The sequence below is a fragment of the Mycobacterium sp. NGS57 genome (genome assembly GCF_059812405.1).
In genome coordinates this window covers 83,639-107,973 of sequence record NZ_JCALCP010000011.1, presented here as the reverse complement: position 1 = coordinate 107,973, position 24,335 = coordinate 83,639, and the positions used below count along the sequence as shown (strand labels likewise).

Sequence of the window (24,335 nt, the reverse complement as noted above, 5' to 3'; positions counted from 1 at the left end):
AAGCGGAGCCGCCTAGGAGAATCGAACTCCTGACCTATTCATTACGAGTGAATCGCTCTACCGACTGAGCTAAGGCGGCGTGCCCACGCGGCGGGCGGCACGAGTCTACGACAGGCGGGCGGGGTCACCCAAGTTCCTGGCCGAACGTCGCGACCATGGCGTCGACGGCGAACTTGGGTTTGACGTTGGTCGCCAGCGCCTCGCGGCACTCGAGCACCGCCTCGATGCAGCGCAGCAGCCGCTCGGGCGAGGCGTGGGCGGCCAGCGCCGCCACCCGATCGGCCATGTCCGGGTGGTTCGCCCGGACACCGCCGGCGTCCGCCGAGACCACCAGCGCGTCCCGGAAATACGTCGCCAGGTCGATCAGCGCCCGGTCCAGGGCGTCCCGCGACGCCCGCGTGTGGCGCGACTTCTGCCGCCGCTCCAGGTCCTTGATCGCGCCCGCGGCCCCGCGCAGCGCGCCCGCCGTGCCCTTGCCCGTCCCGCCGGCCCCCAGCGCCGTGCGCAGCTCCTCGGTCTCGGCCTCGGCGCGGTCGGCGGTGAGCACCAGGGCCTCGGCCTCCGCGGCGGCCACCAATTCCTCGGCGGCGGCGTAGGCGCTCGACGGAATCACGGCATCGCGGACCAGCCCCAGCGCCCGCTCCCGTCGCTGCCGGGCCTCGGCGTCGGTCGCCAGCCGGCGCGCGCGGCCCACGTGCCCGCCGCTGACCGACGCCGCCCAGTTGGCGGTGTCGGCGTCCATCCCGTCGCTGTCCACCAGGACCCGCGCGATCGCCTCGGTCGGCGGGGTCACCAGCGCGACGTGCCGGCACCGGGAGCGCAGCGTGACCGCGATGTCCTCGGGATCCACCGACGGCGCGCACAGCAGGAACACGGTCGACGGCGGCGGCTCCTCGACCACCTTGAGCAAGGCGTTCGCGGCGCCCTCGGTCAACCGGTCGGCGTCCTCGATCACCACGATCTGCCGGTGCCCGGTGGTCGGGCGGCGCGACGCGATCTGCACGATGGCGCGCATCTCGTCGACGCCGATGGACAGCCCCTCCGGGATCACCCGGCGCACGTCGGCGTGGGTGCCCGACATCGTCGTCGAACATGCCCGGCACCGGCCGCAGCCGGGTTCTCCTTCGTCGGTGCATTGCAGCGCGGCCGCGAAGCACACCGCGGCAATCGAGCGCCCCGAGCCCGGCGGGCCGGTGACGAGCCAGGCATGTGTCATAGTCCCGGCGCCCGCATCGCTGTGAGCAGGTTCACCACGCGCCGCACGCGCGGCGCCGAGCAGCTCGGCCACCACGGCGTCTTGGCCTACCAGCCGCGTAAACACTCCCGACATCACCGGCAACGTTAACGACGCCGGCGGACAGATATCTTTCGGCCACCGAATCGCGACAATTCCGTTACCTTGCGGGGCGTTTCGGCAGGTTCGGCGCCGTGCCGAGTTGCTTATTGTTTTCCGCTGAGTCCGCCGTGCCCGATACGGTGGATTGGTGGCAACCGCGGCAGCACTGCCCGGGCGGATCAGTGCGTTCGTCCGGTGGGTGGTGCGCACCCCGTGGCCGCTGTTCTCGCTGAGCATGCTGCAGTCCGACATCATCGGCGGCCTGTTCGTGCTGGGCTTCCTGCGCTACGGCCTGCCGCCCCAGGACCGCATCCAGCTGCAGGACCTCCCGGCGGTGAACCTGGCGGTCTTCGTCAGCGTGGTGATCAGCCTGTTTCTGGCGGGGCTGGTGTTCAACCTGCAGCTGCTGTTGCCGGTCTTCCGCTGGCAGCGCCGCGACAATCTCCTGGCCGACGCCGATCCGGCCGCCACCGAACTTGCCCGCAGCCGCGCCCTGCGGATGCCGTACTACCGCGCGCTGACCAGCTCGGTGGCCTGGTGCATCGGCGGTGTGGTGCTGATCTTCGCCAGCTGGTCGGTGTCGAAATACACGGCCCCGGTGGTGGCGGTCGCCACGGCACTGGGCGCCGCCGCGACGGCGATCATCGGCTACCTGCAGTCCGAGCGGGTGCTGCGGCCGGTCGCCGTCGCGGCCCTGCGCAGCGGCGTGCCGGAGAACGTCAAGGCGCCCGGCGTCATCCTGCGCCAGCTGCTGAGTTGGATGTTGTCCACCGCCGTGCCGCTGCTGGCAATCGTGCTGGCCGTGGTGGCCGACAAGGCCTCCCTGCTACACGCCACGCCCGAGAAGTTGTTCGACCCCATCCTGCTGCTGGCGCTGGCGGCGCTGACCATCGGACTGGTCAGCACCCTCCTGGTGGCCATGTCGATCGCCGACCCGCTGCGCCAGCTGCGCTGGGCGCTCTCGGAGGTGCAGCGCGGTAACTACAACGCGCACATGCAGATCTACGACGCGAGCGAGCTGGGCCTGCTGCAGGCCGGGTTCAACGACATGGTGCGCGACCTGTCCGAGCGGCAGCGGCTGCGCGACCTGTTCGGCCGCTACGTCGGCGAGGACGTGGCCCGCCGGGCCCTGGAGCGGGGCACCGAGCTGGGCGGGCAGGAGCGCGACGTCGCGGTGCTGTTCGTCGACCTGGTCGGCTCCACCCAGCTGGCCGCGACGCGCCCGCCCGCGGAGGTGGTCCACCTGCTCAACGAGTTCTTCCGGGTGGTCGTCGACACCGTCGGCAAGCACGGCGGCTTCGTCAACAAGTTCCAGGGCGACGCGGCGCTGGCCATCTTCGGGGCGCCGATCGAGCATCCCGACGCGTCCGGCGGCGCGCTGGCGGCCGCCCGCGAGCTGCACGACGAGATCCTCCCGGTGATCGGTTCGGCCGAGTTCGGGATCGGGGTATCGGCCGGCCGCGCGATCGCCGGCCACATCGGGGCGCAGGCCCGCTTCGAGTACACGGTGATCGGCGACCCGGTCAACGAGGCCGCACGACTCACCGAGCTGGCCAAGCTGGAGGCCGGCCACGTGCTCGCGTCGGCGATCGCGGTCAGCGGCGCGCTGGACGCCGAGGCGTTGTGCTGGGACGTCGGCGAGGTGGTCGAGCTGCGCGGGCGGGCGGCGCCCACCCAGCTGGCCCGCCCGGTGAAACTGGCGGCCCCCGAAGAGGTTGCGGCCGAGGAGATTTCGAGCGAGGTCTAGGAGCGCTTGGTGGCCTTCTTCGCGGGCGCCCGGCGGCTGCTCTTCCGGGCGGGACGCTTGACCGGTCCCCGCGCGCGCCGGTCGGCCAGCAGCTCGGCGGCGCGCCCGTCGGTCAAGGACATCACGTCGTCGCCCTTGCGCAGGCTGGCGTTGGTCTCGCCGTCGGTGACATACGGCCCGAATCGCCCGTCCTTGATCACCATCGGCTTGCCCGACGCCGGATCGTTGCCCAACTCGCGCAGCGGGGGCGCCGACGCGCTCTGCCTGCCACGGCGTTTGGGCTCGGCGTAGATCTTCAGCGCCTCGTCCAGGGTGATGTCGAAAATCTGATCCTCGGTCGCCAGCGAACGAGAGTCGTTGCCCCGCTTCAGGTATGGGCCGTACCGTCCGTTCTGGGCGGTGATCTGCTCGCCGGATTCGGGGTCCGCGCCGACGACCCGGGGCAGCGAGAGCAGCTTGAGCGCGTCCTCGAGGGTGACCGTTTGGAGGTCCATGCTGCGCAGCAGCGATCCCGTGCGGGGCTTGGGTCCGGTGGGCTTCTTGCCCTTCTTAGCCGGGGCGGAGGTGCCGTCGTCATCGCCGGGCGGCGGCTCCGGCAGGATCTCGGTCACGTACGGCCCATACCGGCCGTCCTTGGCGACGATCTCGTGACCCGTGTCCGGGTCCACCCCCAGGGAACGTCCCTCCTGCGGGGTGGCGAACAGCTCCTCGGCCACCTCGAGCGTCAGCTCGTCGGGGGTCAGCGAGTCGTTGAGGTTGGCCCGCTGCGGTGTGGGCTCGCCGTCCTCGCCCGTCACCACCCGTTCCAAATATGGCCCGTTCTTGCCGACCCGAACGTAGACGGGGCGGCCCTGCGCGTCGTCGAACACCTTGATGGAGTTGACTTCTCGCGCGTCGATGCCCTCCAGGTTGACCCCGACGAGCTTCTTCAGTCCTCCCGAGCGGGCGACCGAGTCGGCCACCCCGTGCTCGCCGCCGAAGTAGAAGTTGTTGAGCCAGTCGGTGCGCCGCTCCTGTCCGGACGCGATCGCGTCGAGCTCGTCTTCCATCGCCGCGGTGAAGCCGTAGTCGACCAGCCGGCCGAAGTGCTGCTCGAGCAGGCCGGTGACGGCGAACGCCACCCACGAGGGCACCAGCGCGCTGCCCTTCTTGTAGACGTAGCCGCGGTCCTGGATGGTCTTGATGATCGACGCGTACGTCGACGGGCGCCCGATGCCCAGCTCCTCGAGCGCCTTGACCAGCGACGCCTCGGTGTAGCGGGCCGGCGGGTTGGTGGCGTGGCCGTCGGGGGTGAGCTCGAGGGCCGCCAGGCGCTGGCCCTCGGTCAGCTGGGGCAGGCGGCGCTCGGCGTCGTCGGCCTCGCCACCGGCCAGCTCGTCCACCGTTTCCACGTAGGCCTTGAGGAAGCCGGCGAAGGTGATGGTGCGACCGCTGGCGGAGAAGGTCACGTCCCGTTCGTCGGAGCGCCCGTTGATCCGCAGGCTCAGCGTGGTGCCGCGCGCGTCGGCCATCTGCGAGGCCACGGTGCGCTGCCAGATCAGCTCGTAGAGCCGGAAGTCGTCACCGTCGAGCTCGCGGCGCACGGCGTCGGGGGTCGCGAAGGTATCCCCGGCGGGGCGGATCGCCTCGTGCGCCTCCTGGGCGTTCTTGACCTTGCGGGTGTACTGGCGCGGCGACGGCGACACGTACTCCTCGCCGTAGAGCTGGCGCGCCTGGGTGCGCGCCGCGTTGATCGCCGACTCCGACAGCGTCGTGGAGTCGGTGCGCATATAAGTGATGTAGCCGTTCTCGTAGAGGCGCTGGGCGATGCTCATCGTGCGCTCCGAGGAGAACCGCAGCTTGCGGCCGGCCTCCTGCTGCAGCGTCGACGTCATGAACGGCGCGTACGGCCGCCGGGTGTAGGGCTTTTCCTCCACCGACGCCACCGACAGCTGGGCGCCGCGCAAACCCGCGGCGAGCCCGGTCGCGGCCGCCTCGTCCAGGACGATGACCTCGTCGGCCTTGCGCAGCTGGCCCACCGAGTCGAAATCGCGGCCGGTGGCAACGCGCCGGCCGTCGACGTTCGTCAACCGCGCGGTGAAGGTGGGCGGCTGCGCCTGCGGGTCGGACACGCTGGCGTCGAGCTGGGCGACGACGTCCCAGTACGACGCGCTGCGGAACGCCATGCGGTCGCGCTCGCGCTGCACGATGATGCGGGTGGCCACCGACTGGACCCGGCCCGCCGACAGCCTGGGCGCGACCTTCTTCCACAGCACCGGGCTGACCTCGTAGCCGTACAGCCGGTCGAGGATGCGGCGGGTCTCCTGGGCGTCGACCAGGTCGATGTCCAGGCCGCGGGGGTGCTCGGCGGCCGCGCGGATGGCCGGCTCGGTGATCTCGTGGAAGACCATCCGCTTGACCGGGATGTTCGGCTTGAGGGTTTCCAGCAGGTGCCAGGCGATGGCTTCGCCCTCGCGGTCACCATCCGTGGCCAGGTAGAGCTCGTCGACGTCTTTGAGCAGTCCCTTGAGCTCGCTGACGGTGTGCTTCTTCTCCGGGCTGATGATGTAGAGCGGCTCGAAGTCGGCGTCGACGTTGACACCGAGGCGCGCCCACGGCTCGGACTTGAACTTCGCCGGCACGTCGGCCGCGGCGCGGGGCAGGTCGCGGATGTGGCCCCGCGAGGACTCGACGATGTAGCTGGAGCCCAGGTAGCCGGCCAGCTTGCGCGCCTTGGTCGGCGACTCGACGATCACGAGTCGCCGACGGCGGCCATTTCCGCCGCCGACGCGGTCCTCTAGCTTCGGGTCAGCCAACTGCGGTTACGCTCCATCTCTTATCTCGGCCCCGCCGCGGGACCGCCTGCAGAAAGAGTGACAGGCGTCCCCTCGCTGCAGGGCACCTGACAATTTCGCACCCTCGGGTGGGCCTGCGCAAACCGGATCGCCAACAAGCGGGCCGCAAATCCGGGCTAGACCCTGGGCCACAGCGGCAACGCCTCCGCGGCGCGCGGGGGTTCCCCCACGTTCTCTACCAGGCGTGACAGCCTCCGGCGGCCGCTGATCCGAAGCGCCGGCCGGCCGCCGCGGGTGCCGATCAGGGTGGGCGCGATTCCCACCCGCATCAACGCCGACGCCAGCGGGGAATGGGTGTCGGGCGCGTGCGGATCAAGGCCCAGCAAATAGTGGTCGTTCTCGGGGTGACCGGCCGCCAGCGTCCACGCCCGCAACTCTCGCGGCCCGGGCAGCCACCGCGGGGGCACCGTCTTGACCGCGCCGCGGGTCCATTCGGCGGCGATGCCGGTCAGCGCCGGCGTCACCGCCGTCCGCACCAGCGGGGTGTCCTCGTCGGTGCGGCCGATCTCCGGCTCCAGGCCCGCCTCGCGGATCATGTCGGCCAGCGCCGAGGCGCGCCACAGCTGGTCCACGACCACAGACAGCCGGGCCCCCTGCGCCTGCGGAGCGCCGACCAGGACGATCTGGCCCGACGCCGCCAGCACCCCGGAGAGATCGGCGACCGCGGGGGGCACCGACTCCGCCGTGAAGAAGGAAAGCTGGCTCACGCCACCGACAGTAGGCCAGGTGGTGCGTCCATGCCCTCAGGTTTTTCGGCGCGGCGGCTCGGTCCGCCACCTGCCCAACAAACGGAAAAGCCCCCACATCGGTACCGAAGTGGGGGCTTTTGCGTCTGCTCGCGTCTCAGACGGAGCGGACTCCGGTGGCCTGGGGGCCCTTAGGGCTGTGGCCGATCTCGAACTCGACCTTCTGGTTTTCTTCAAGGGTGCGGAAGCCCGTTCCCTGGATCTCCGTGTAGTGGACAAAAACATCTGCGGAACCGTCTTCAGGGGCAATGAACCCGAACCCCTTCTCCGCGTTGAACCACTTCACAGTTCCCTGTGGCATCTCTCGATCTTTCCTTTTCTTTTGGATGCGGTGCACCGCCTTTCGGTGCCCCGGGCCGAGTACGACCGCCATACCTCGCGTAGTCGCCGGAACTTCACCCGACCGATAACCTCGCAGGAACCGCGGCCGCAACGTTGTTCCTGCGAAAGTTTGACACGAACACAGAAGCTGCGACCGCAATCAGTCAACCATGTTCATCGCGCTGGCGACAGACTTGTGTCCAGTACTGATTCCAGGAGGCGATGAGGTGGCAAGTTTCGGCGCCGACCTGCTCGCCGTCGCGCTCGCCGGGACCCCGGCGCCCGAACGGCCGCTGCGCCACGTCGCCGAGCTGCCGGCGCGCGGCGGCCGCCCGCACGATTGGCCGGAATGGGCCGACCCCGGCGTTGTGCGCGCGTTCGCCGACCGCGGCATCGCCCGCCCCTGGTCGCACCAGGCCGCGGCGGCCGAGTTGGCCCACGCCGGACGTCACGTGGTGATCAGCACCGGCACCGCGTCGGGCAAGTCGCTGGCCTACCAGCTTCCCGTCCTGCACGAGCTGGCCACGGACCCGCGGGCCAGGGTGCTGTACCTGTCGCCGACCAAGGCGCTCGGTCACGACCAGTTGCGCGCCGCGCACGCGCTCACCGCGGCCATCCCGCGGCTGCATGCCGCCGGTTTCGCGGTGGCCCCCACCGCCTACGACGGCGACAGCCCCGCCGAGGTGCGCCGCTTCGCGCGCGAACGCTCGCGGTGGTTGTTCTCCAACCCCGACATGATCCACCTGTCGATGTTGCGCAACCACGCCCGCTGGGCCGTCCTGTTGCGGGGGCTTCGCTACGTCATCGTCGACGAATGCCACTACTACCGCGGGGTCTTCGGCTCGAACGTGGCGATGGTGCTGCGCCGGCTCTTGCGGCTGTGCGAGCGGTACTCCGCTCGACCCGATTGCCACCCGACTTTTGTGTTCGCCAGCGCGACGACGGATTCCCCCGGTACGACGGCCGCCGAGCTTATCGGGCTCCCGGTCGCGGAGGTCACCGAGGACGGCTCACCGCAGGGGGCGCGGACCGTGGCGTTGTGGGAGCCCGCGCTGCGCACCGACCTGGCCGGCGAGAACGGGGCGCCGGTGCGCCGCTCCGCCGGCGCCGAGTCGGCCCGGGTGATGGCGGACCTGATCGCCGAGGGAGCGCAGACCCTGACGTTCGTCCGGTCGCGCCGCGCCGCGGAATTGACCGCGCTGGGCGCGCGGGCCCGGCTCGAGGACGTCGCCCCGCAACTGGCGCAGACGGTGGCGTCGTATCGGGCCGGTTATCTCGCCGAGGACCGCACCGCGCTGGAACGCGCGCTGGCCGAGGGCCGGCTGCGCGGTCTGGCCACCACCAACGCGCTGGAGCTGGGTGTCGACATCGCCGGGCTGGACGCGGTGGTGCTCGCCGGCTTTCCCGGAACGGTCGCCTCGTTCTGGCAACAGGCCGGCCGATCGGGCCGGCGCGGCCAGGGTGCGCTGGTGGTGCTGATCGCGCGCGACGACCCGCTGGACACCTATCTCGTCCACCACCCCGCCGCCCTGCTGGACAAGCCGGTCGAGCGGGTCGTGATCGACCCCGCCAACCCCTACCTCCTGGGCCCCCAACTCCTCTGCGCGGCAACCGAACTCCCGCTCACCGCGACCGAGGTCCGGGATTTCGGCGCCACCGAGGTGGCCGAGGGTCTCGTCGACGACGGGCTGCTGCGGCGGCGTGGCGACAAATACTTTCCCGCGGCCGGGGTGCAACCGCACGGGGCGGTGGACATCCGGGGCTCGGCGGGCGGCCAGATCGTCATCGTCGAGGCCGACACCGGGCGCCTGCTGGGCAGCACCGGGGTCGACCGGGCCCCGGCCACGATCCACCCGGGCGCGGTATATCTGCATCAGGGCGAGACCTACGTGGTCGACTCGCTGGACACCGACGACGCGATCGCGTTCGTCCACGCCGAGGATCCCGGCTACGCGACGTTCGCGCGTGAGATCACCGACATCGTGGTCACCGGGGCCGGCGAACGCTCGGATTTCGGTCCGGTGACGTTGGGCCTGGTGCCGGTCCGCGTCACCCACCGGGTGGTGGGTTACCTGCGCCGCCGGCTGTCCGGGGAGGTCATCGACTTCGTCGAGCTGGAAATGCCCGAGCACGTGCTGCCCACCACGGCCGCCATGTACACCGTCGAGCCGGACACGCTGGCGCGCAACGGCATTGAGCCGCTGCGCATTCCCGGCTCGCTGCACGCCGCCGAACACGCGGCCATCGGCCTGCTGCCGCTGGTGGCCAGCTGCGACCGCGGCGACATCGGTGGCCTGTCCACCGCGATCGGGCCCGACGGGCTGCCCAGCGTGTTCGTCTACGACGGCTACCCGGGCGGCGCGGGGTTCGCCGAACGCGGCTTCCGCCGGGCGCGCACGTGGCTGGGCGCGACGGCCGCGGCGATCGGGGCGTGCGAGTGCCCGAACGGATGCCCGTCGTGCGTGCAATCCCCCAAGTGCGGCAACGGCAACGACCCGCTGGACAAGGCGGGCGCGGTGGCGGTGCTGCGTGCGGTGCTCGCCGAGTTGGGTCTCGAGCAAACCTAAGCAGAATCGGGCACGCAACGTCAGCGAGAACGCCGAAAACTGCCGCGATGGCGACCGACCCCTCAACGGTCGACTTCACGAAACCTCGTGACAGGCGCCATTCCTCACTGCTGAGGAAATGCCAACATACCACCGCGGGGGGTCCCGCGCGGCCGGATCACGCCGATACGTTGTCGCACAAGGCGTTAGGGTTCACGCGCGCGCCCGGATTCGGTCCGGCGGGGTCGGCCCTCGCGACGGCCCCCGGCCGCCGTAAAATCGGCCGCATGGCCCACGACTGGTTGCTCGTGGAGACACTGGGGGGCGAGCCGGCTGTAGTCGCGCAGGGACCGCAGCTTAAAAACCTGGTCCCGATCACGACGTTCATGCGCCGCAGCCCACATCTGGCCGCCGTGCGGACCGCGATCGCCGAGTCGGTGCACACCGGCCAGAGCCTGACGAGCATCACCACCAAGCGCGCCCGCGTGATCCGCACCGAGCCGGTGGTCATGTCCGACGGCCACATCCACGGCGTCCATGTGTGGACCGGCCCCGCCGGCATCGAGCCGTCGGAGCGGCCGATCCCCGGGCCGTTGAAGTGGGACCTGACCCTCGGGGTGGCTACCGATACGCGCGAGTCCCTGGCCAACAGCGGCAAGGATCCCGACGTCGAAGTCACCTTCGGCAGGGCCTTTGCGGAAGACCTGCCGTCGCGGGAACTGAACCCCAACGAAACCAAGATCCTTGCCATGGCCGTGCGCGCCAAGCCCGACCAAACCATCTGCAGCACATGGGATCTCACCGATTGGCAAGGGCGCCCCATCCGGATCGGCTTTGTCGCGCGCACCACGCTGGAGACCGGACCCGACGGCCGGGAGCATTTGGTCGCCCGGGCGATGAACTGGCGCTCGGAACTCAAGGGTCCGGTGGTATCCACCGACGATCTGGCGCAACGGATCCTCAACGGCCTGGCCCAGGCCGGGGTCCACCGGGCCCTGGTCGACCTCGACAGCTGGACCCTGCTGAAATGGCTCGACGAGCCGTGCACGTTTTACGACTGGCGAGGCGCCCAGACGGACCGGCCGAAGGTTCACCCTGATGACGAGGCCCTGAAGTCGTCTATGACAACGGAATTCGCCGACGGCCCCACCAGCCGGGTGCTGCGCATGCGCGGCCACGACGCCGACTGGGTACCGGTGCACATCACGGTCAACAGGGTCGAACTCGAACCGGACACCTTCGCCGGGCTGGTTTCGCTGCGATTGCCCACCGATGAGGAAGTCGCCGCGGCGGGGCTGCGGAACACCTCCGACGGCCCGGCCTAGCTGAACCTAGTTTCCCGTATCAGCCGGCCCCGCCCGCGCGGCGGCGCGTGCCACGCCGGCGAAGGCGGCCGCCACCTGGGCCGTCACCACGACGTCGAGCCCGTCGACCCGGCACCCGATCTCGTCGACCCGCATCTGATGCGCCACCGCCGTCGCGCGGGCGCACGCCGCGGCGGCCCCGGACGGCAGCCCGGCCGCCGCGGCCAGCGCGGCCAGGTCGGCCGCGGCCTGCGCGCGGTGGCGCGCCACCACCGCCGAACCGAGGTAGGCGCCGGCGCCGGTGACCAACAGCAGCGCGGTCACCATGGCGGCCGCGATCACCGTCGCCGCGCCCCGATCATCGGCCAGGCTCGGCCGCCGACACCGCCCCGGCCGCAATGTCCAACGCGGGCAACAGCTTCGAGTGGGCGACGACCGTGGCCACCAGGAAGTCGCCGTCGCGACGCACCCGAATCCGCGACCCCGTGGGCGCGATGCGGCGCGCTGCGGTGAGGGCCGAACCTTCATCGCCGCGCGCGGCCAGCCGGGCGGCCTCGCGGGCCGCGTCGACGCAGCGCACCTGCATCGACACCGCGGTGACACCGGCCAGGCACAGCACCAGCACCACGACCAGCGCCGCGATCGCCAGCGCCGCCTCGACGGTGCTCGCGCCCGCACAGCCGGCTACACCTTGGTGTTGAGCGCGCGGCCGATGATGTTGGTCAGCGCCGAGACGATCGAGTCGCCGGTGACCACGGTGTACAGGATCGCGCCGAACGCGGCCGCGGCGATGGTGCCGATCGCGTACTCGACGGTGGACATGCCCGACTCGTCGGTCGCCAGCATGGCCGCGCGTGCCAGAAATGCCCGAAACATGTTGCTCATCCTGATCTTCCTTTCCCTTCACAGCAGTCCCGACTGCAAGACCTCACCGGCCAGCCCCGCCACCACCGGGACGATGCCGAGGCACACGAACGCCGGCAAGAAGCACAGGCCCAGCGGCCCGGCGATCAGCACCCCGGCCCGCTCGGCCGCCGCGGCGGCCGCGTATGTGGCTTCGTGGCGAGATTCGTCGGCCAATCCGGCGACGCCGGCGGCCAGCGCGGCGCCGGAGGACGCCGAGCGCCGCGCCAGCCGCAGCAGCGCGTCGATGTGGGTATCCGACGGGCCGGGGGGCAGGTCCGGCGGAATCGACCACGCCACAACCGGATCCGCGCCAAGCGTCAGCAGATCGGCGGCCCGGCGCAACACGCGGGCCAGCTTCGGGGGCGCCGACGGGGCGGTAGCGGCGGCGGCCGCCGGCACCGCCATGCCGGCCTGCAGGCATACGGCCAGCACGTCGAGGCTGGACGCGATCGCCAACGGATCGGGGCCGGCTCCCGGCGGCGGCGCACGCCGCAAAGCCCGCGGCGGCCGTCCCGCGCGCGCCCGCACCACCGAGGGACCGGGTCCGATCCACAGCGCCATCGCCAGCAGCACCGCGGTCACGCTCACGCGCCGACCCGATCCGTGATGCGGTCGCACCACAGCAGCCCGGCGCAGGCCAGCATCGATCCGGCGACCAGCAACCAGCCGCCGCCCTGCCCGCTCAGCAGGAACCGCAGTGGCCGGGCCCCGATCAGCTGACCCAGCAGCACGCCGAGGACCGGCAGCACGGCCAGGATCGTCGCGGTGGCGCGCGCCCCGGCCATGCTCGACGACACCCGCGCCGAGAAGCGTTGCCGCTCAGCGATATCACGCTGCGCGGCGCGCATCAGGGTGGCGATGGCCAGCCCCTGATCGCCGGCCAGCTGCCAGCACACCGCGAGTCGATCCCACTGCCCGGGCAGCGCCGACGACCGCGCCGCCGCGCGCAGGCCGGCCGCGACGTCGGCACCCAACCTGGCCCGCGCCGCGACCGCGCGCAAGCACATTCCGACGACACCGTCGGTCTCTGCGGCGGCGACCTCGAACGCGCGCACCGGATGCGCGCCCACGCGCAACTCGCCGACCAGCACGTCGAGCGCGGATTCCAGGGTGTGGCCCTCTGCCGCGGCCCGCCGGACGCGCCGCCGGCGGCGGCAGCGCAGGCTCACCGTCGCACCCACCAGCGCCCCGGCGACGACCGCCGCCGGCGGCAGCAGCACGGCGGCGGCCACCAGCGCACCCGCGGTGGCTGCTGCAGCGGCGGGCACCCCGCTCACGAGCCGCCGGCGGGCGCGCATCCCCGTGATCAGCCGGCGCCGCGGTGACGACGGAAGCGCCAGCAGCGCAAGCGATAACAGCAGGGCCGCGACCGTGAGGCCGGTCATGGCGACAGGCGGCTTCGCAGCAACCGATGCAGTTCGCCGGCATCGTCCGTCAAGCCCCGGTCGGCGTGCCAGGCGGTGACCGCCCGGACCTGCCCGTCCGCGTGGCGCAGCACGGCGATCTCGTCCAGCCGGCGTCGCCCGGCACGGTCGCGGGTGACGTGCAGCAGCACCTGGACAGCCGCGGCGACTTGGCTGTGCAGGGCCGCGCGGGTTAGACCGCCGAGGGCGCCGAGGGCCTCCAGGCGGGCGGGAACCTCGCCGGGACTGTTGGCGTGCACGGTGCCGGCGCCGCCGTCATGGCCGGTGTTCAGCGCCGCCAGCAGGTCGACCACTTCGGCGCCCCTGACCTCGCCGACCACGATGCGATCGGGCCGCATCCGCAGCGCCTGGCGCACGAGATCGCGCACTGAAACCTCGCCGACACCTTCCACGTTGGGGCGCCGCGCGACCAGCTTGACCAGATGGGGATGCCGCGGCGCCAGCTCGGCGGCGTCCTCGACGCACACGATCCGTTCCGCGGGCGGCACAGCGCCCAGCATGGCGGCCAGCAGGGTCGTCTTGCCCGCCCCGGTGCCCCCGCACACGAGAAATGCCAACCGGGCGGCGACGATGTCGGCCACCAGCGCGGCGGCGCGGGAGTCGATCGCACCGGCCGCGGTCAGCGCCGCCAAATCCTGGGTCGCCGGCCGCAACACGCGCAGAGACAGGCAGGTGCCGCCGGCCGCGATCGGGGGCAGCACGGCGTGCAACCGCACCGCGAACCCGCCGGCCCCGACGCCGGTCAGCTGCCCGTCCACCCAGGGCTGGGCGTCGTCGAGACGCCGGCCGGCGACCAACGCCAGCCGCTGCGCCAGCCGGCGCACCGCAGGCTCGTCGGGGAAACGGATTCCGGTGCGCCGCAGGCCGTCTCCATCGTCGACCCAGACCGCGTCCGGTGCGGTTACCAAGACGTCGGTCGTCCCCGCCGCACCCAACAGCGGGTCGAGGACGCCCGCACCGGTCAGCTCGGTTTCCAGCACCCTCAGGTTGGCCAGCACCTCGGTGTCACCGAGCATGCCGCCGGACTCGGCCCTGATCGCGGCGGCGACCACGCTCGGCCGCAGCGGCGCGGACTCGGACGCCAGCCGCTCGCGCACCCGCTCGATCAGCGAGCCGCTCATGCCGCCCTGCCGTTCCGCGGCGGCGCTGCCCGCGGCAGGACGGCGAGCACCCGGCGCGCGGCCAGTGTGAGCGGGCAGCGCCGTCCCACCCGCAGGCCGCCGCGTTCCAGCCGCCGGCCGAGTTGCGGCTGCGCCTTGACGGACGCGAGCAGCGGCAGTCCGGCGATGTCGGCGACCTCCGCGGCCCGCAGTCCCCCGGGCGACGGACCCCGGACCACGAGACCGAGGTGGGGATTGCTTGCGGCCAGCACCGGGGCCAGCGCCGCGGTCGCGGCGCACGCCCGCACGTCGGCTCGGCTGACCACGGCGACCAAGTCGGCGGCATCCAGCGCGGCGTGCGTCGCGTCGGTCAGACGACGGGGAAGATCGCAGACCACGACGACGCCGCCCCGGCGCCCTGCGTCGATGACGGATTCGACCGGCACGCCGCCCAATTCGTACCCGTGGCGCGTGCCGGACAGCACGCTGACTCCGCGGTGCCGCGGCAGTGCGTCGCGCACGGCCGGCCAGTTGAGCCGGCCCCCCTCCAACGCCAGATCGGGCCAGCGCAGGCCCGGGCTGCTCTCGCCGCCGACCAGCAGGTCGATGCCGCCGCCCCACGGATCGAGATCCACCAGGAGGGAGTCGCCGGCGACTTGCGCGATGGCGGCCGCGAGCGACGACGCACCCGCTCCGCCGCAGCCCCCGATGACGGCGACGACGTGCCCGCGGGCGCCGTCGTCGCGGGCCGCTGCCCCGGCTGCCCTGGCTTCCGTGGCTTCGGCGAGCTCGCCGATCAACTCGCCCTCCCGCTCGGGCAGCGTCAACACGCGTTCGGCACCGACGGCGACGGCCGCGGCCCAGGTCGGCGTCGCCGGTTCGGCGGTCGTCAGGACGCTGACGTGGCGGCGCCGCGGCAGCCCGGTCCGCCCGCACCGCACGGCCGCCGCCTCGTCCAACACCACCGCCGCGGCCGCCGACCAGGTCCGCCGGCTCACCGCGGCAGCGCTGCCGGCATGAACCACCCGGACACCGACGGCCGCGGCCACCCGATCGAGTTCGTCGCGCAACTCCGGCTCCGTCAACACCGCCAGCACGCCCACCGAACAGTTCGTCCCCGCCGCGGCTGCCGCGTTGGGGCGGATGGTGCTCCTCACGCATCCACCTTGCGGGGCGCGAATGGTGGCACACCAGTGCCAAAGCCAAATCTGTGGAGAGAGACGCTGGTGTGCACAAATGCGCCTGACCAGCGGTCATCGAAAGCGCGGAAAAACCCGGTCCCGCAACGCGCTGGGGGCCGGGAGCCACCGCCGGCGGCGACGGAAATTTACTCCGGAAAAGGGACGACCCCCGCCAGGGGGGGAGGAGGCGAGGGTCGTCGTGTATCAGCCCCGGGGGGTCGGGCTGATACACCCTCGGCTCAGGCCGAGTAATGCTTACTATACACATGACAGTCCGCATTAACGCAAGTAGCTGTTCTCTCCGAAAAACACCGTGAGCCGCTAAAACACCGGCGGCACCGCCTGTCACACCCGTGTTCAGCCGCCGTTTTGGGCGCAACGCAGCAGCGCGCGCAACCACCGACCTATGCTGGGTCGGTGACCGTCTTCGACCCGGCCGCCCAGGACCTAACCACACCGGAAACGGCTGCTCTCGGCGCTCCTCGCGCCCGCACCGCGGCCTTCTTCGACCTGGATAAGACGATCATCGCGAAGTCCAGCGCACTGGCGTTCAGCAAACCTTTCTTCGCCCAGGGACTGCTCAACCGCCGGGCGGTTCTCAAGTCCAGCTACGCCCAGTTCATCTATCTGCTCTCCGGTGCCGATCATGACCAAATGGACCGGATCCGTGCCCACATGACCAATATGTGCACGGGCTGGGACGTCGAGCAGGTCAAGTCGATCGTCAACGAAACGCTGCACGACATCGTGACGCCGCTGGTGTTCGCCGAAGCCGCGGACCTGATCGCCGACCACAAATTGTGCGGCCGTGACGTCGTGGTGGTCTCGGCGTCCGGGGAGGAGATCGTCGCGCCGATAGCCCGCGCGTTGGGCGCCACCCACGCGATGGCGACGCGGATGGTCGTCGAGGACGGCAGGTACACCGGCGATGTCGCGTTCTACTGCTACGGCGAAGGCAAGGTGCAGGCGATCCGGGAGTTGGCCGCCCGCGAGGGCTACCCGCTGGAACACTGCTACGCCTACTCCGACTCCATCACCGACCTGCCGATGCTCGAGGCCGTCGGCCACCCCAGCGTGGTCAATCCCGACCGCGGGTTGCGCAGGGAGGCCGGCGAGCGCGGCTGGCCCGTGTTGATGTTTTCCCGCCCGGTGTCGCTGCGCGACCGCATCCCGGCCCCCTCCGGCGCCGCGATCGCAACCACCGCGGCGGTGGGGGTAACCGCGCTGGCCGCCGGCGCCGTCACCTACTCATTGCTGCGCCGTTTCGCCTTTTAGCTCCGTCAGCAAACAGGGCACTGGCGCAAGTGAATTTGCTTCGCAATTAGGCCTTGCCGGGCCAGGGGTCTAGTAGTACAAAGGAACCACGGAAGCCCGGCGAGGCCTAGGTCGATCCGGAAGAGAAGGATCGTTCTCCCGAACCCGGGCGCCCAGCATGGAACCCGGCACCCACGCGGAGTCATAGCCGCGATAATGGCAGAAGTGTTGCGGGCCTGCGTAATTGCGAAAAGTGGATGGTACCGACGGCCCTTTGGGTGGGGTTGCAACCGGAAGCGTCGCAAGATCGCCGAGGCCAACCCACGCAGCCCAGAAATGCACGCTTGGTAACCGAGTTCCGTGCTAGCGGGCGGCGGACCGAATATTTCGGAACGTCGCCCGCTTTACATTTGTCAAACACTTTCTTCGGCCCCGGCCCGGCTACCGATTCGGCAGCGACTCGGCGATCGACAAAGCCTCCTGCGCACCGGCCCGCAACGCCCGGCAGCACAGCACCAGCCACGCCCTGACACCGTCGGGTGTGCCGTCGGCGAATCCCCGCGCGGCGTCGCGGTAGTCGGCAGGCTGGCGCATCCAGCTCACCTCGGGCACGCCCAGCCCGTGGGGGTCGAGCCCGCTGGCGATCGTCACCAGCCGCGACACCGCGCGCGCCACCACGCCGTCCGCGCTGCCAAACGGCTTGAGCGTGAGCATTTCTCCGTGCGCGACTGCGGCGACCACCGGCGCCGGCGCGCGCGTGCCCCCGGCCACCAGCCCGGCCAGCAACTCCAGCCGCGGGCCGACGTCGGCGTCGGGCCGCGGGCGGCCCAGCCGGTCGTCGTCGACCTGGTCGGCGGCCGCCAGCATGTGCAGGCGGGCCAGCGCCTGCAGCGGAGCCCGTTGCCAGATTCCGATCAGCGGGCCTACCCCGCCCTCCAGCGCCTGCGCCACCCGCAGCGCCCCGCCGAACACCGGCTCGCTGACCTGGGCGGCCTGCGCCAGGTCGTCCAGTCGCACGGGGCCACCGTCGAGCACCGACGAGGCGCGCGCCGCCCGCAACGCCGCCTCGGCGGCGGTCACCGGCCAGCGCCGGAGGTTGGCGCGGTGGCGGTGGGCGCGACCCAGCGCCTCGCGGGCCCGGTCGCTCGCCTCGGCGACGCCGGGCAGGTCCATCAGGGGTCCCAGGGGGTCGGCGGTCACAGCTTGCCAACCTATCGGGGGTCCGCGAGCGACCTCAAAACGGATTGGGGATTGCCTCCAGCAACCGGCGCGTGTACTCGTGGCGGGGCCGGGCGAACAACTCCTCGGTGGGCGCCTGCTCGACGACCCGGCCCGCGCGCATCACGAGCACGTCGTCGGCGATCTGCCGGACCACCGCCAGGTCGTGGCTGATGAACAGGTAGGTCAGGCCCAGCTCGGCCTGCAGATCGGCCAGCAGGTCCAGGATCTGCGCCTGCACCAGCACGTCGAGCGCCGAGACCGCCTCGTCGCACACCAGCACCTCGGGCCGCAGCGCCAGCGCCCGGGCGATCGCCACCCGCTGCCGCTGGCCGCCGGACAGTTCACGCGGTAGCCGCCGCAACACCGACGACGGCAGCGCCACGTGGTCGATCAGCTCGCGCACCGCTTGCTCGCGCTGCTTGCGGTCTCCGACGCGATGGATCCGCAGCGGCTCCTCGATGGCGCGAAACACCGAATACATGGGATCCAGGCTGCTGTAGGGGTTTTGGAATACCGGCTGCACGCGCCGGCGAAACGCCATCGCCGCGTCCCGGCCCATCGCGTCGGTGATTTCGGTGCCGTCGAATACCACGGTGCCCGACGTGGGCCGCAGCAGGCCCAGCACCATCCGCGCCACGGTCGATTTGCCCGACCCCGACTCCCCGACGATCGCCAGCGTGCTGGTGCGAAGCAGCCGAAAAGACACGGCGTCGACCGCGCGGAACTCGGCGCGCCGCTTGCCCTGCCAGGGCGACGCCCCGCGCGACTCGCGGTAGACCTTGGTCAGGTCGGCGGCGACGAGGATCTCCTCACCCGGCTGGTCCGGGCCGCGCGGCCGGGCCCGAGATGGTGTCAGCGACGGCGCGGCGGCCACCAATCTCCGGGTGTAGTCCCGTTGCGGCCGCCGCAGGATGTCCTGTGCGGCACCGGATTCCACCACCGTGCCGCGATGGACGACAATCACGGATTCGGCGCGTTCGGCGGCCAGCGCCAGGTCGTGGGTGATCAGCAACAGCGCGGTGCCGAGTTCGTCGGTCAGCCCCTGCAGGTGGTCGAGCACCTGCCGCTGCACGGTGACGTCGAGCGCGGAGGTCGGTTCGTCGGCGATGAGCAGCTTCGGTGAGCCCGCCAGCCCGATGGCGATCAGCGCGCGCTGGCACATCCCGCCGGAAAGCTGATGCGGGTAGGCGCGGGCCTGCCTGGCCGGGTCCGGCAAACCGGCCTCGGCGAGCAACTCCAGGGCCCGGCGTCGCGTCTCGCGGGTATCCGTGTTGGCCCGCAACGCTTCGGAGACCTGAAAACCCACCTTCCACACGGGATTGAGGTTGGTCATCGGGTCCTGCGGCACGTAGCCGATCTCGCGGCCGCGGATCGAGCGCAGCGCCCGGCGGGCGGCGCGCCGATCCGACGGGGCGATGTCGCGCCCGTCGAAAACGATGCGCCCGGCGGTGATTCGCCCGCCGGGCGGGAGCAGCCCGAGGATGGCGGCTGCCGTCGTGGATTTCCCCGATCCGGATTCGCCGACCATCGCGACGGTCTGGCCGGGCAGCACGGTCAGATCCACGCCGCACACGGCGGGGTCCTGGTCGCCGAACCTGACTTCCAGGGCCTCGACCGACAGCAGCGGCTGGGTGCTCATGCGCGCCGCGCCCGTGAGGCCGGGTCCAGGGCGTCGCGCAGCGCGTCCCCCATCATCATGAACGCGAGCACCGTAATCGCCAGCGCGCCGGCCGGATAGAACAGGATCGGCGAGCCCGACCGCAGCCGGCTCTGCGCCAGGTTGATGTCGCCTCCCCAGGACACCACCGAGGCGGGAAGGCCGACGCCGAGGTACGACAGCGACGCCTCGGTGACGATGAACACGCCGAACGCGATCGTCGACACCGCGAACACCGGCCCCAGGGCGTTGGGCAGCACATGGCGGAGCAGGGTGCGGAAGTCGCTCAGCCCCAACGCCTTCGCCGCCAGCACGTAGTCGCCGACCCGCGCCTCGATCACCGCGCCGCGCGCGACCCGGGCTACCTGTGGCCAGCCGAACAGCGCAAGGACGACGACCACCGTCCACACCCGGCGGTGGTGCATGACGCCCATGATCACGATGGCGGCCAGCAGCAGGGGCAGGCCGAAGAACACGTCGGCGATGCGCGAGACCACGGCGTCGACCCAGCGCCCGTAGAAGCCGGCCAGCGCCCCCAGCGCCCCGCCGACCAGGAACACGAGCAGGGTGGCCCCGAGCCCGACGGTGACCGAGGCCCGCGCCCCGTAGATGGTGCGCGCGTAGATGTCGTGGCCCTGCAAGTCGGTTCCGAACCAGTGCGCGACCGACGGGGGAAGCAGGCTCTGGCCGGGATCGGCGTAGGTGGGGTCGATTCCGGTGAACAACGCCGGGAACAGCGCGACGATGACGATGGACGCGATCAGCGCGGCGGCGAGGAGGAATTGCGGGCGTCGGCGCAACTTGCGCCACGTGTCGCGCCAAAAGCTGTGACGGTCCGAATTGCGCTCAGCCATAGCGGATCCGGGGGTCCAGGGCGGCATACAGCAGGTCCACCGCGAGGTTGGCGACCAGATAGATCAGCACCAGCACGGTCACGATGGAGACCACCGTCGGCGCCTCCTGCCGGGTGACGGCTTGATAGAGCACGCCGCCGACGCCGTGGATGTTGAAGATGCCCTCGGTCACGATGGCCCCGCCCATCAGCGACCCGAGGTCGGCGCCGACGAACGTCACGACGGGGATCAGTGAGTTCCGCAGGATGTGCACCGCCACCACCCGCCGCCGTGACAGCCCCTTCGCGGTGGCGGTGCGGACATAGTCGGCGTGCGCGTTGGCGGCCACCGCGGATCTCGTCAACCGCACCACGTACGCGAAAGACACCGAGCCCAAAACGATTCCGGGCAGCAGCAGCCGTGTGAAGCTCGAGCGGTCGCCCACGGTGACGGGCGCGATGCCCAGCCGGACGCCGAACACGAATTGCGCCAGGAAGCCCAGCACGAAAATCGGGATCGCGATGATGACGAGCCCGGCGACGAGCACCGTCGAATCGAAGATCCCACCGGTGCGCAGGCCCGCGGCCACACCGAAGCCGATACCCAGCACCGTTTCCACCGTCACTGCGATCAGCGCAAGCCGCAGCGTGACCGGAAAGGCGTGGGCCAGAACGGCGCTGACCGGTAGACCGGAATACGAGCGGCCCAAATCCCCGTGCAGGATGCCGCCCAGATAGCGCAGGTACTGCACGATGAACGGGTCGTCGAGGTGGTAGCGGGCGCGCAGCGCGGCGGCCACCGCGGGCGTCAGCGGCCGGTCCCCGGCCATGGCAGCGACCGGATCGCCCGGCAACAGGAAGACCATGCCGTAGATCAGCAGCGTGGCGCCGAGGAATACCGGCACCATAACCGCGATTCGCCGCACGACGTATGAGCCCATCTCAGTCCTTCACGATGTTCTCGTAATCGGGCAGACCGTTCCAGGTGACGTGGACGTCGCGCGCCTGCGGCGACCAGCCCACCACGCCGACGTTGTCCCAGAGTTCGACAACGGGCATGTCGTGGAAAAGGATTCGCTGCGCGGCGTTGGCCAAAGCATCCGCTTGCGCGATGGTCGGCGCGGCCTCGGCGGCCGCCAGCGCCGCGTCGAATTCGGGGTTGGTGTAGCCGACGTCGTTGGAACCCGCACCGGTGGCGAACAGCGGCGCGAGGAACTCGATCATGGACGGGTAGTCGCCCTGCCACGCGGCACGGAAAGCGGTCGCGATGGTGTGGTTGGTGATCTGGGTGCGAAATCCGGCAAAGGTGGGTTGCGGCGCGCCGACAGCGTCGATGCCCAGCGTGTTCTTGATGCTGTTGGCCACCGCGTCCACCCATTCCTGGTTGCCGGCGTCGGCGTTGTAGGCGATGGCGTACTGGCCGCTCCATGGCGAGATCGCGTCGGCCTGCGCCCAGAGTTGCCGCGCGCGAACAGGATCGAAGTTCAGCACCTCGTTGCCGGGCAGGTTCGGGTCGAAGCCCGGCAGCGATCGGGCGGTGAAATCGCGCGACGGGGTGCGGGTTCCCATGAAGATCCGCTGACAGATCTGCTCGCGGTTGACCGCGGCGGACAGCGCTAGCCGGCGCAGGCGGCCCTCCTCGCCGCCGAAATGCGCCAGCCGCAACGGGGTGTCGAGGCTGTGCTTGACGGCCACCGGGCCGCTGGTGACGTTGTCGCCCAGGTCGCGCTTGTATACCGGGAGCGCGCTCGGCGGAATCGTGTCCAGGACATCGAGATTGCCCGAGAGCAGGTCGGCGTAGGCGGTGTCGAGATTGGCGTAGAACTCGAACCTCAGCCCCTTGTTGCGGGGCCTGCGATTCCCGTGATAGTCGGGGTTGGGCCGCAGGTCGACCTTGACGTTGTGCTCCCAGGCCGGCCCGTCCGCACTGTCGGCGAGCCGGTACGGGCCGTTGCCAAAAGGGTTGCGGCCGAAGGCCGCCATGTCGCGGAACGCGGCGGCCGGCAGCGGGTAGAAGGCGCTGTGGCCCAACCTCAACACGAAGTCGATGGTCGGCGCCGCCAGGCGCACGGTGAACTCGAGGTCGTTGACTACCCGCAACCCGGACAGGGTGGACTGCCCGTCGCCGTACCCGGCGATGGGGCTGAAAAAGCTCTGTTGCAGTTGGGCATTGGCGCTGAAGGCTCCGTAATTCCACGCGTCGACGAACGAGTGCGCCGTCACCGGCGAGCCGTCGGTGAACCTCCACCCCGGTTTGAGGACGATGCGGTAGTTGACGTTGTCGGCAGTCTCGATCGACTGGGCGACCTCGTTCGTCGGGTTTCCGGCGGCGTCATAGGACACGAGTCCGGCGAACAACCGGTCGATGATCCGGCCGCCGTTGCTGTCGTTGGTGCTGGTCGGGATCAGCGGGTAGGGCGGTTCCCCGCCGTTGACCAGGACGAGGTCGGGGCTCAGGACGCCGCCGCCGCAGCCGGCCAGCGACCCCGCGGCCAGCGTTGCGGCGGCAAGGACGACCAGCGCGACCCGCATCCGACGCATGACAGCGACCCTAGGGCGTGTGCCGGCGCCGTGCCGCAACGGGTCGACGCGCCTAGGATGACGCTGTGACCTCGCACGAAGTCGGCGTCCAGGTGGGTTATCTGGCGGCGGCGATCGTTCTCCCCGCGATCGGATTGATCTGTCTGATGGTCGGGTTGCGCGCGCGCAACCAGTCCCGCCTTCCCCTGGGCGGCGGCCACCCGTACCCGTCGCCTCCCGGACGGTCGGGCACCGCGCTGATCGTCGTCGGTTGCGTCCTGCTGACCCTGGGCGCGCTGGGCATCGCCGGTAACCTCGTGCGGCCGCGGATCGCGAGCCCGTTCGACACCGACAAGTCCATGCGGGTGGGCGAGTGCATCGACCAAAACGCCTTTTTCGTACGGTCTTTCGGCAGACGGCCGCAAAGCGACTGCGGCAACCCGGCGAACACCTATGAACTGGCCTTCAAGGGCGGGGCCGCGGCGACCTGCCCGGACGGCAAACGCGATCACTCCGCCTACGACCGGTTCACCGACGAGTCCACCATCCTGTGCTTCGCGCTCAACCTCAAGCAGGGCCAGTGCTACCAACTGACCAACGGCGACGACAGCCTGACGATGCGGCTCAGCGACTGCACCGAGCCGCGGCCATCACAAGTCAGGGTTGTCCAGCGCATCGACGGCAGCACGGACAAGACCCGATGCCCGCCCGGGGGCAAGGCCATCGGCTACCCCAGCCCGCCGCGCGTCTACTGCCTCAGACCGCAGTAACGGGATGCACCTCCAGCCGGCAGGCGTCGATGGTGGCGGGCACGATGAACACCTGCACGATGGCGGGAGGGCTGACGGCCAGGCCGGTGTAGCGGGGGCACGAGTTGCCGTCGGCGTCGGTGGCCAGGCCCTCGACGACCGACTGCGCCTGCGTCGACAGCGACAGGGTGACGGTCGGCGGCAGGTCGACGCCGGAGGGCAGCCCGCCCATGTATCCGCGCGGCGTGGGCCGGGCCCGGATGGGCGGTTCACCGTTGACCGAGTCGACGCCCGGGTATCCGGTGAGCGTGCACGGTTCCGCGCCGCCGGCCAGGCTGAACGTCAGCGTCAGCCGCCGATGGCCCGCGGCGCCCTGGGTATCCGAAGCGCTGACGGCGACCTGTTCGGACCAGCATGGCGTCGGCTCGTCGACGGTGTCGGCCGGCGTGGCCCCCGCGGGTGACGCCGGCGTGATCGCCGCCGCGAAAGCCATTGCGATCGCCGCTACTCGGCGGTGCGGTCCGGGCACATCGGTGATTATCCGCCGTCGGGGGCCGGCGCGCCCCCGGTTTGACAGGCGGGTTCTCGTCCCGGGCTCTAGGCTCACTGACGGTCGACGAGCCTCGATTCTGACCCCGAACAATGGAGGAGATCCCC

General features: G+C 71.0%; 22 protein-coding genes and 1 tRNA gene. 5 read left to right on the top strand and 18 right to left on the bottom strand.

The genetic code is table 11. From position 1 onward, the window contains the following. Positions 1 to 6 precede the first annotated feature (6 nt). Both AC5Y43_RS20910 and AC5Y43_RS20905 read right to left on the bottom strand, forming a co-directional pair. A tRNA-Thr gene (locus tag AC5Y43_RS20910) sits at positions 7 to 79 on the bottom strand. 45 nt (positions 80 to 124) lie between these two features. After that, a complete protein-coding gene (locus AC5Y43_RS20905) occupies positions 125 to 1,330 on the bottom strand; it encodes a DNA polymerase III subunit delta' (RefSeq protein WP_499975572.1) in 1,206 nt (401 codons plus the stop codon). A gap of 154 nt (positions 1,331 to 1,484) precedes the next feature. Here AC5Y43_RS20905 and AC5Y43_RS20900 point away from each other — a divergent pair, with 154 nt between their 5' ends. After that, positions 1,485 to 3,083: an adenylate/guanylate cyclase domain-containing protein gene (locus AC5Y43_RS20900; RefSeq protein WP_499975570.1), complete on the top strand. Its 1,599-nt coding sequence runs from the start codon at positions 1,485 to 1,487 to the stop codon at positions 3,081 to 3,083. On the opposite strand, the gene topA is transcribed toward AC5Y43_RS20900, so the two are convergent. The 3 genes from topA to cspA all read right to left on the bottom strand — a co-directional run bounded on the left by topA (position 3,080) and on the right by cspA (position 6,964). Continuing rightward, on the bottom strand, positions 3,080 to 5,878 hold the full coding sequence (topA, locus tag AC5Y43_RS20895) for a type I DNA topoisomerase (RefSeq protein WP_499975568.1): 2,799 nt from the start codon (positions 5,876 to 5,878) through the stop codon (positions 3,080 to 3,082). The two genes, AC5Y43_RS20900 and topA, sit on opposite strands and share 4 nt — an antisense overlap. 155 nt (positions 5,879 to 6,033) lie before the next feature. Continuing rightward, entirely contained in the window at positions 6,034 to 6,624 is a 591-nt protein-coding gene (locus AC5Y43_RS20890) for a hypothetical protein (protein WP_499975567.1), read from the bottom strand. Between the two features lie 136 nt (positions 6,625 to 6,760). After that, entirely contained in the window at positions 6,761 to 6,964 is a 204-nt protein-coding gene (gene cspA, locus AC5Y43_RS20885) for a cold shock protein CspA (RefSeq protein WP_036363014.1), read from the bottom strand. Between the two features lie 247 nt (positions 6,965 to 7,211). Here cspA and AC5Y43_RS20880 point away from each other — a divergent pair, with 247 nt between their 5' ends. Next, on the top strand, positions 7,212 to 9,551 hold the full coding sequence (locus AC5Y43_RS20880; RefSeq protein ID WP_499975565.1) for a DEAD/DEAH box helicase: 2,340 nt from the start codon (positions 7,212 to 7,214) through the stop codon (positions 9,549 to 9,551). Positions 9,552 to 9,817: 266 nt separating this feature from the next. After that, the gene (locus tag AC5Y43_RS20875) at positions 9,818 to 10,855 is read left to right on the top strand and encodes a PAS domain-containing protein (protein WP_499975561.1); all 1,038 of its coding nucleotides are present in this window, start codon (positions 9,818 to 9,820) and stop codon (positions 10,853 to 10,855) included. A 6-nt stretch (positions 10,856 to 10,861) separates the two neighbouring features. Here the strand turns inward: AC5Y43_RS20875 and AC5Y43_RS20870 are convergent, their stop codons facing one another. From AC5Y43_RS20870 to ssd, 7 genes are read right to left on the bottom strand one after another with little or no spacing between them, the layout of a single operon-like run. Then, positions 10,862 to 11,176, bottom strand: a complete 315-nt coding sequence (locus tag AC5Y43_RS20870) for an Rv3654c family TadE-like protein (protein ID WP_499975559.1) — start codon at positions 11,174 to 11,176, stop codon at positions 10,862 to 10,864. Positions 11,177 to 11,192: 16 nt separating this feature from the next. Beyond that, positions 11,193 to 11,483, bottom strand: coding sequence for a TadE family type IV pilus minor pilin (locus AC5Y43_RS20865; RefSeq protein ID WP_499975682.1), 291 nt, complete (start codon positions 11,481 to 11,483; stop codon positions 11,193 to 11,195). Between the two features lie 35 nt (positions 11,484 to 11,518). Beyond that, positions 11,519 to 11,719, bottom strand: a complete 201-nt coding sequence (locus tag AC5Y43_RS20860) for a DUF4244 domain-containing protein (RefSeq protein WP_499975557.1) — start codon at positions 11,717 to 11,719, stop codon at positions 11,519 to 11,521. Positions 11,720 to 11,737: 18 nt separating this feature from the next. After that, positions 11,738 to 12,328 (bottom strand): type II secretion system F family protein, encoded by a 591-nt coding sequence (locus AC5Y43_RS20855; protein ID WP_499975555.1) that lies wholly within the window; start codon positions 12,326 to 12,328, stop codon positions 11,738 to 11,740. After that, positions 12,325 to 13,125 (bottom strand): type II secretion system F family protein, encoded by an 801-nt coding sequence (locus AC5Y43_RS20850; RefSeq protein WP_499975553.1) that lies wholly within the window; start codon positions 13,123 to 13,125, stop codon positions 12,325 to 12,327. Before AC5Y43_RS20850 ends, AC5Y43_RS20855 begins: the two co-directional genes overlap by 4 nt. Continuing rightward, the gene (locus AC5Y43_RS20845; protein WP_499975552.1) at positions 13,122 to 14,285 is read right to left on the bottom strand and encodes a TadA family conjugal transfer-associated ATPase; all 1,164 of its coding nucleotides are present in this window, start codon (positions 14,283 to 14,285) and stop codon (positions 13,122 to 13,124) included. Before AC5Y43_RS20845 ends, AC5Y43_RS20850 begins: the two co-directional genes overlap by 4 nt. After that, positions 14,282 to 15,352, bottom strand: coding sequence for a septum site-determining protein Ssd (gene ssd, locus AC5Y43_RS20840; RefSeq protein WP_499975680.1), 1,071 nt, complete (start codon positions 15,350 to 15,352; stop codon positions 14,282 to 14,284). The genes AC5Y43_RS20845 and ssd overlap by 4 nt, the downstream gene beginning before the upstream one ends. Positions 15,353 to 15,862: 510 nt before the next feature. Here ssd and AC5Y43_RS20835 point away from each other — a divergent pair. Further along, complete coding sequence (locus AC5Y43_RS20835) at positions 15,863 to 16,720, top strand: HAD-IB family hydrolase (RefSeq protein WP_499975549.1); 858 nt, start codon at positions 15,863 to 15,865, stop codon at positions 16,718 to 16,720. A gap of 420 nt (positions 16,721 to 17,140) precedes the next feature. Here AC5Y43_RS20835 and AC5Y43_RS20830 read toward each other — a convergent pair whose 3' ends face one another. From AC5Y43_RS20830 to AC5Y43_RS20810, 5 genes are read right to left on the bottom strand one after another with little or no spacing between them, the layout of a single operon-like run. Further along, positions 17,141 to 17,899, bottom strand: coding sequence for an oxidoreductase (locus tag AC5Y43_RS20830; protein WP_499975545.1), 759 nt, complete (start codon positions 17,897 to 17,899; stop codon positions 17,141 to 17,143). A 34-nt stretch (positions 17,900 to 17,933) separates the two neighbouring features. Beyond that, on the bottom strand, positions 17,934 to 19,559 hold the full coding sequence (locus AC5Y43_RS20825) for a dipeptide ABC transporter ATP-binding protein (protein WP_499975544.1): 1,626 nt from the start codon (positions 19,557 to 19,559) through the stop codon (positions 17,934 to 17,936). After that, positions 19,556 to 20,431 (bottom strand): ABC transporter permease, encoded by an 876-nt coding sequence (locus tag AC5Y43_RS20820; protein ID WP_499975542.1) that lies wholly within the window; start codon positions 20,429 to 20,431, stop codon positions 19,556 to 19,558. The genes AC5Y43_RS20825 and AC5Y43_RS20820 overlap by 4 nt, the downstream gene beginning before the upstream one ends. Then, positions 20,424 to 21,350 (bottom strand): ABC transporter permease, encoded by a 927-nt coding sequence (locus AC5Y43_RS20815; protein ID WP_499975540.1) that lies wholly within the window; start codon positions 21,348 to 21,350, stop codon positions 20,424 to 20,426. Before AC5Y43_RS20815 ends, AC5Y43_RS20820 begins: the two co-directional genes overlap by 8 nt. A gap of 1 nt (position 21,351) precedes the next feature. After that, a complete protein-coding gene (locus AC5Y43_RS20810; RefSeq protein WP_499975539.1) occupies positions 21,352 to 22,950 on the bottom strand; it encodes a peptide ABC transporter substrate-binding protein in 1,599 nt (532 codons plus the stop codon). A gap of 65 nt (positions 22,951 to 23,015) precedes the next feature. On the opposite strand from AC5Y43_RS20810, the gene AC5Y43_RS20805 reads away from it, so the two are divergent. Then, positions 23,016 to 23,699 (top strand): LppU/SCO3897 family protein, encoded by a 684-nt coding sequence (locus AC5Y43_RS20805; protein ID WP_499975537.1) that lies wholly within the window; start codon positions 23,016 to 23,018, stop codon positions 23,697 to 23,699. Here the strand turns inward: AC5Y43_RS20805 and AC5Y43_RS20800 are convergent. Then, the gene (locus AC5Y43_RS20800; protein WP_499975535.1) at positions 23,686 to 24,171 is read right to left on the bottom strand and encodes a DUF4232 domain-containing protein; all 486 of its coding nucleotides are present in this window, start codon (positions 24,169 to 24,171) and stop codon (positions 23,686 to 23,688) included. The genes AC5Y43_RS20805 and AC5Y43_RS20800 overlap by 14 nt on opposite strands. Between the last annotated feature and the right edge of the window lie 164 nt (positions 24,172 to 24,335).

What these genes read in the sequence shown, in the direction of transcription:
- AC5Y43_RS20905 (WP_499975572.1), bottom strand. Translation starts at nt 1,330, where the DNA reads ATGTCGGGAGTGTTTACGCGGCTGGTAGGCCAAGACGCCGTGGTGGCC.
- cspA (WP_036363014.1), bottom strand. Translation starts at nt 6,964, where the DNA reads ATGCCACAGGGAACTGTGAAGTGGTTCAACGCGGAGAAGGGGTTCGGG.
- AC5Y43_RS20875 (WP_499975561.1), top strand. Translation starts at nt 9,818, where the DNA reads ATGGCCCACGACTGGTTGCTCGTGGAGACACTGGGGGGCGAGCCGGCT.
- AC5Y43_RS20860 (WP_499975557.1), bottom strand. Translation starts at nt 11,719, where the DNA reads ATGAGCAACATGTTTCGGGCATTTCTGGCACGCGCGGCCATGCTGGCG.
- AC5Y43_RS20850 (WP_499975553.1), bottom strand. Translation starts at nt 13,125, where the DNA reads ATGACCGGCCTCACGGTCGCGGCCCTGCTGTTATCGCTTGCGCTGCTG.
- AC5Y43_RS20845 (WP_499975552.1), bottom strand. Translation starts at nt 14,285, where the DNA reads ATGAGCGGCTCGCTGATCGAGCGGGTGCGCGAGCGGCTGGCGTCCGAG.
- AC5Y43_RS20825 (WP_499975544.1), bottom strand. Translation starts at nt 19,559, where the DNA reads ATGAGCACCCAGCCGCTGCTGTCGGTCGAGGCCCTGGAAGTCAGGTTC.
- AC5Y43_RS20820 (WP_499975542.1), bottom strand. Translation starts at nt 20,431, where the DNA reads ATGGCTGAGCGCAATTCGGACCGTCACAGCTTTTGGCGCGACACGTGG.
- AC5Y43_RS20815 (WP_499975540.1), bottom strand. Translation starts at nt 21,350, where the DNA reads ATGGGCTCATACGTCGTGCGGCGAATCGCGGTTATGGTGCCGGTATTC.
- AC5Y43_RS20810 (WP_499975539.1), bottom strand. Translation starts at nt 22,950, where the DNA reads ATGCGTCGGATGCGGGTCGCGCTGGTCGTCCTTGCCGCCGCAACGCTG.
- AC5Y43_RS20800 (WP_499975535.1), bottom strand. Translation starts at nt 24,171, where the DNA reads ATGGCTTTCGCGGCGGCGATCACGCCGGCGTCACCCGCGGGGGCCACG.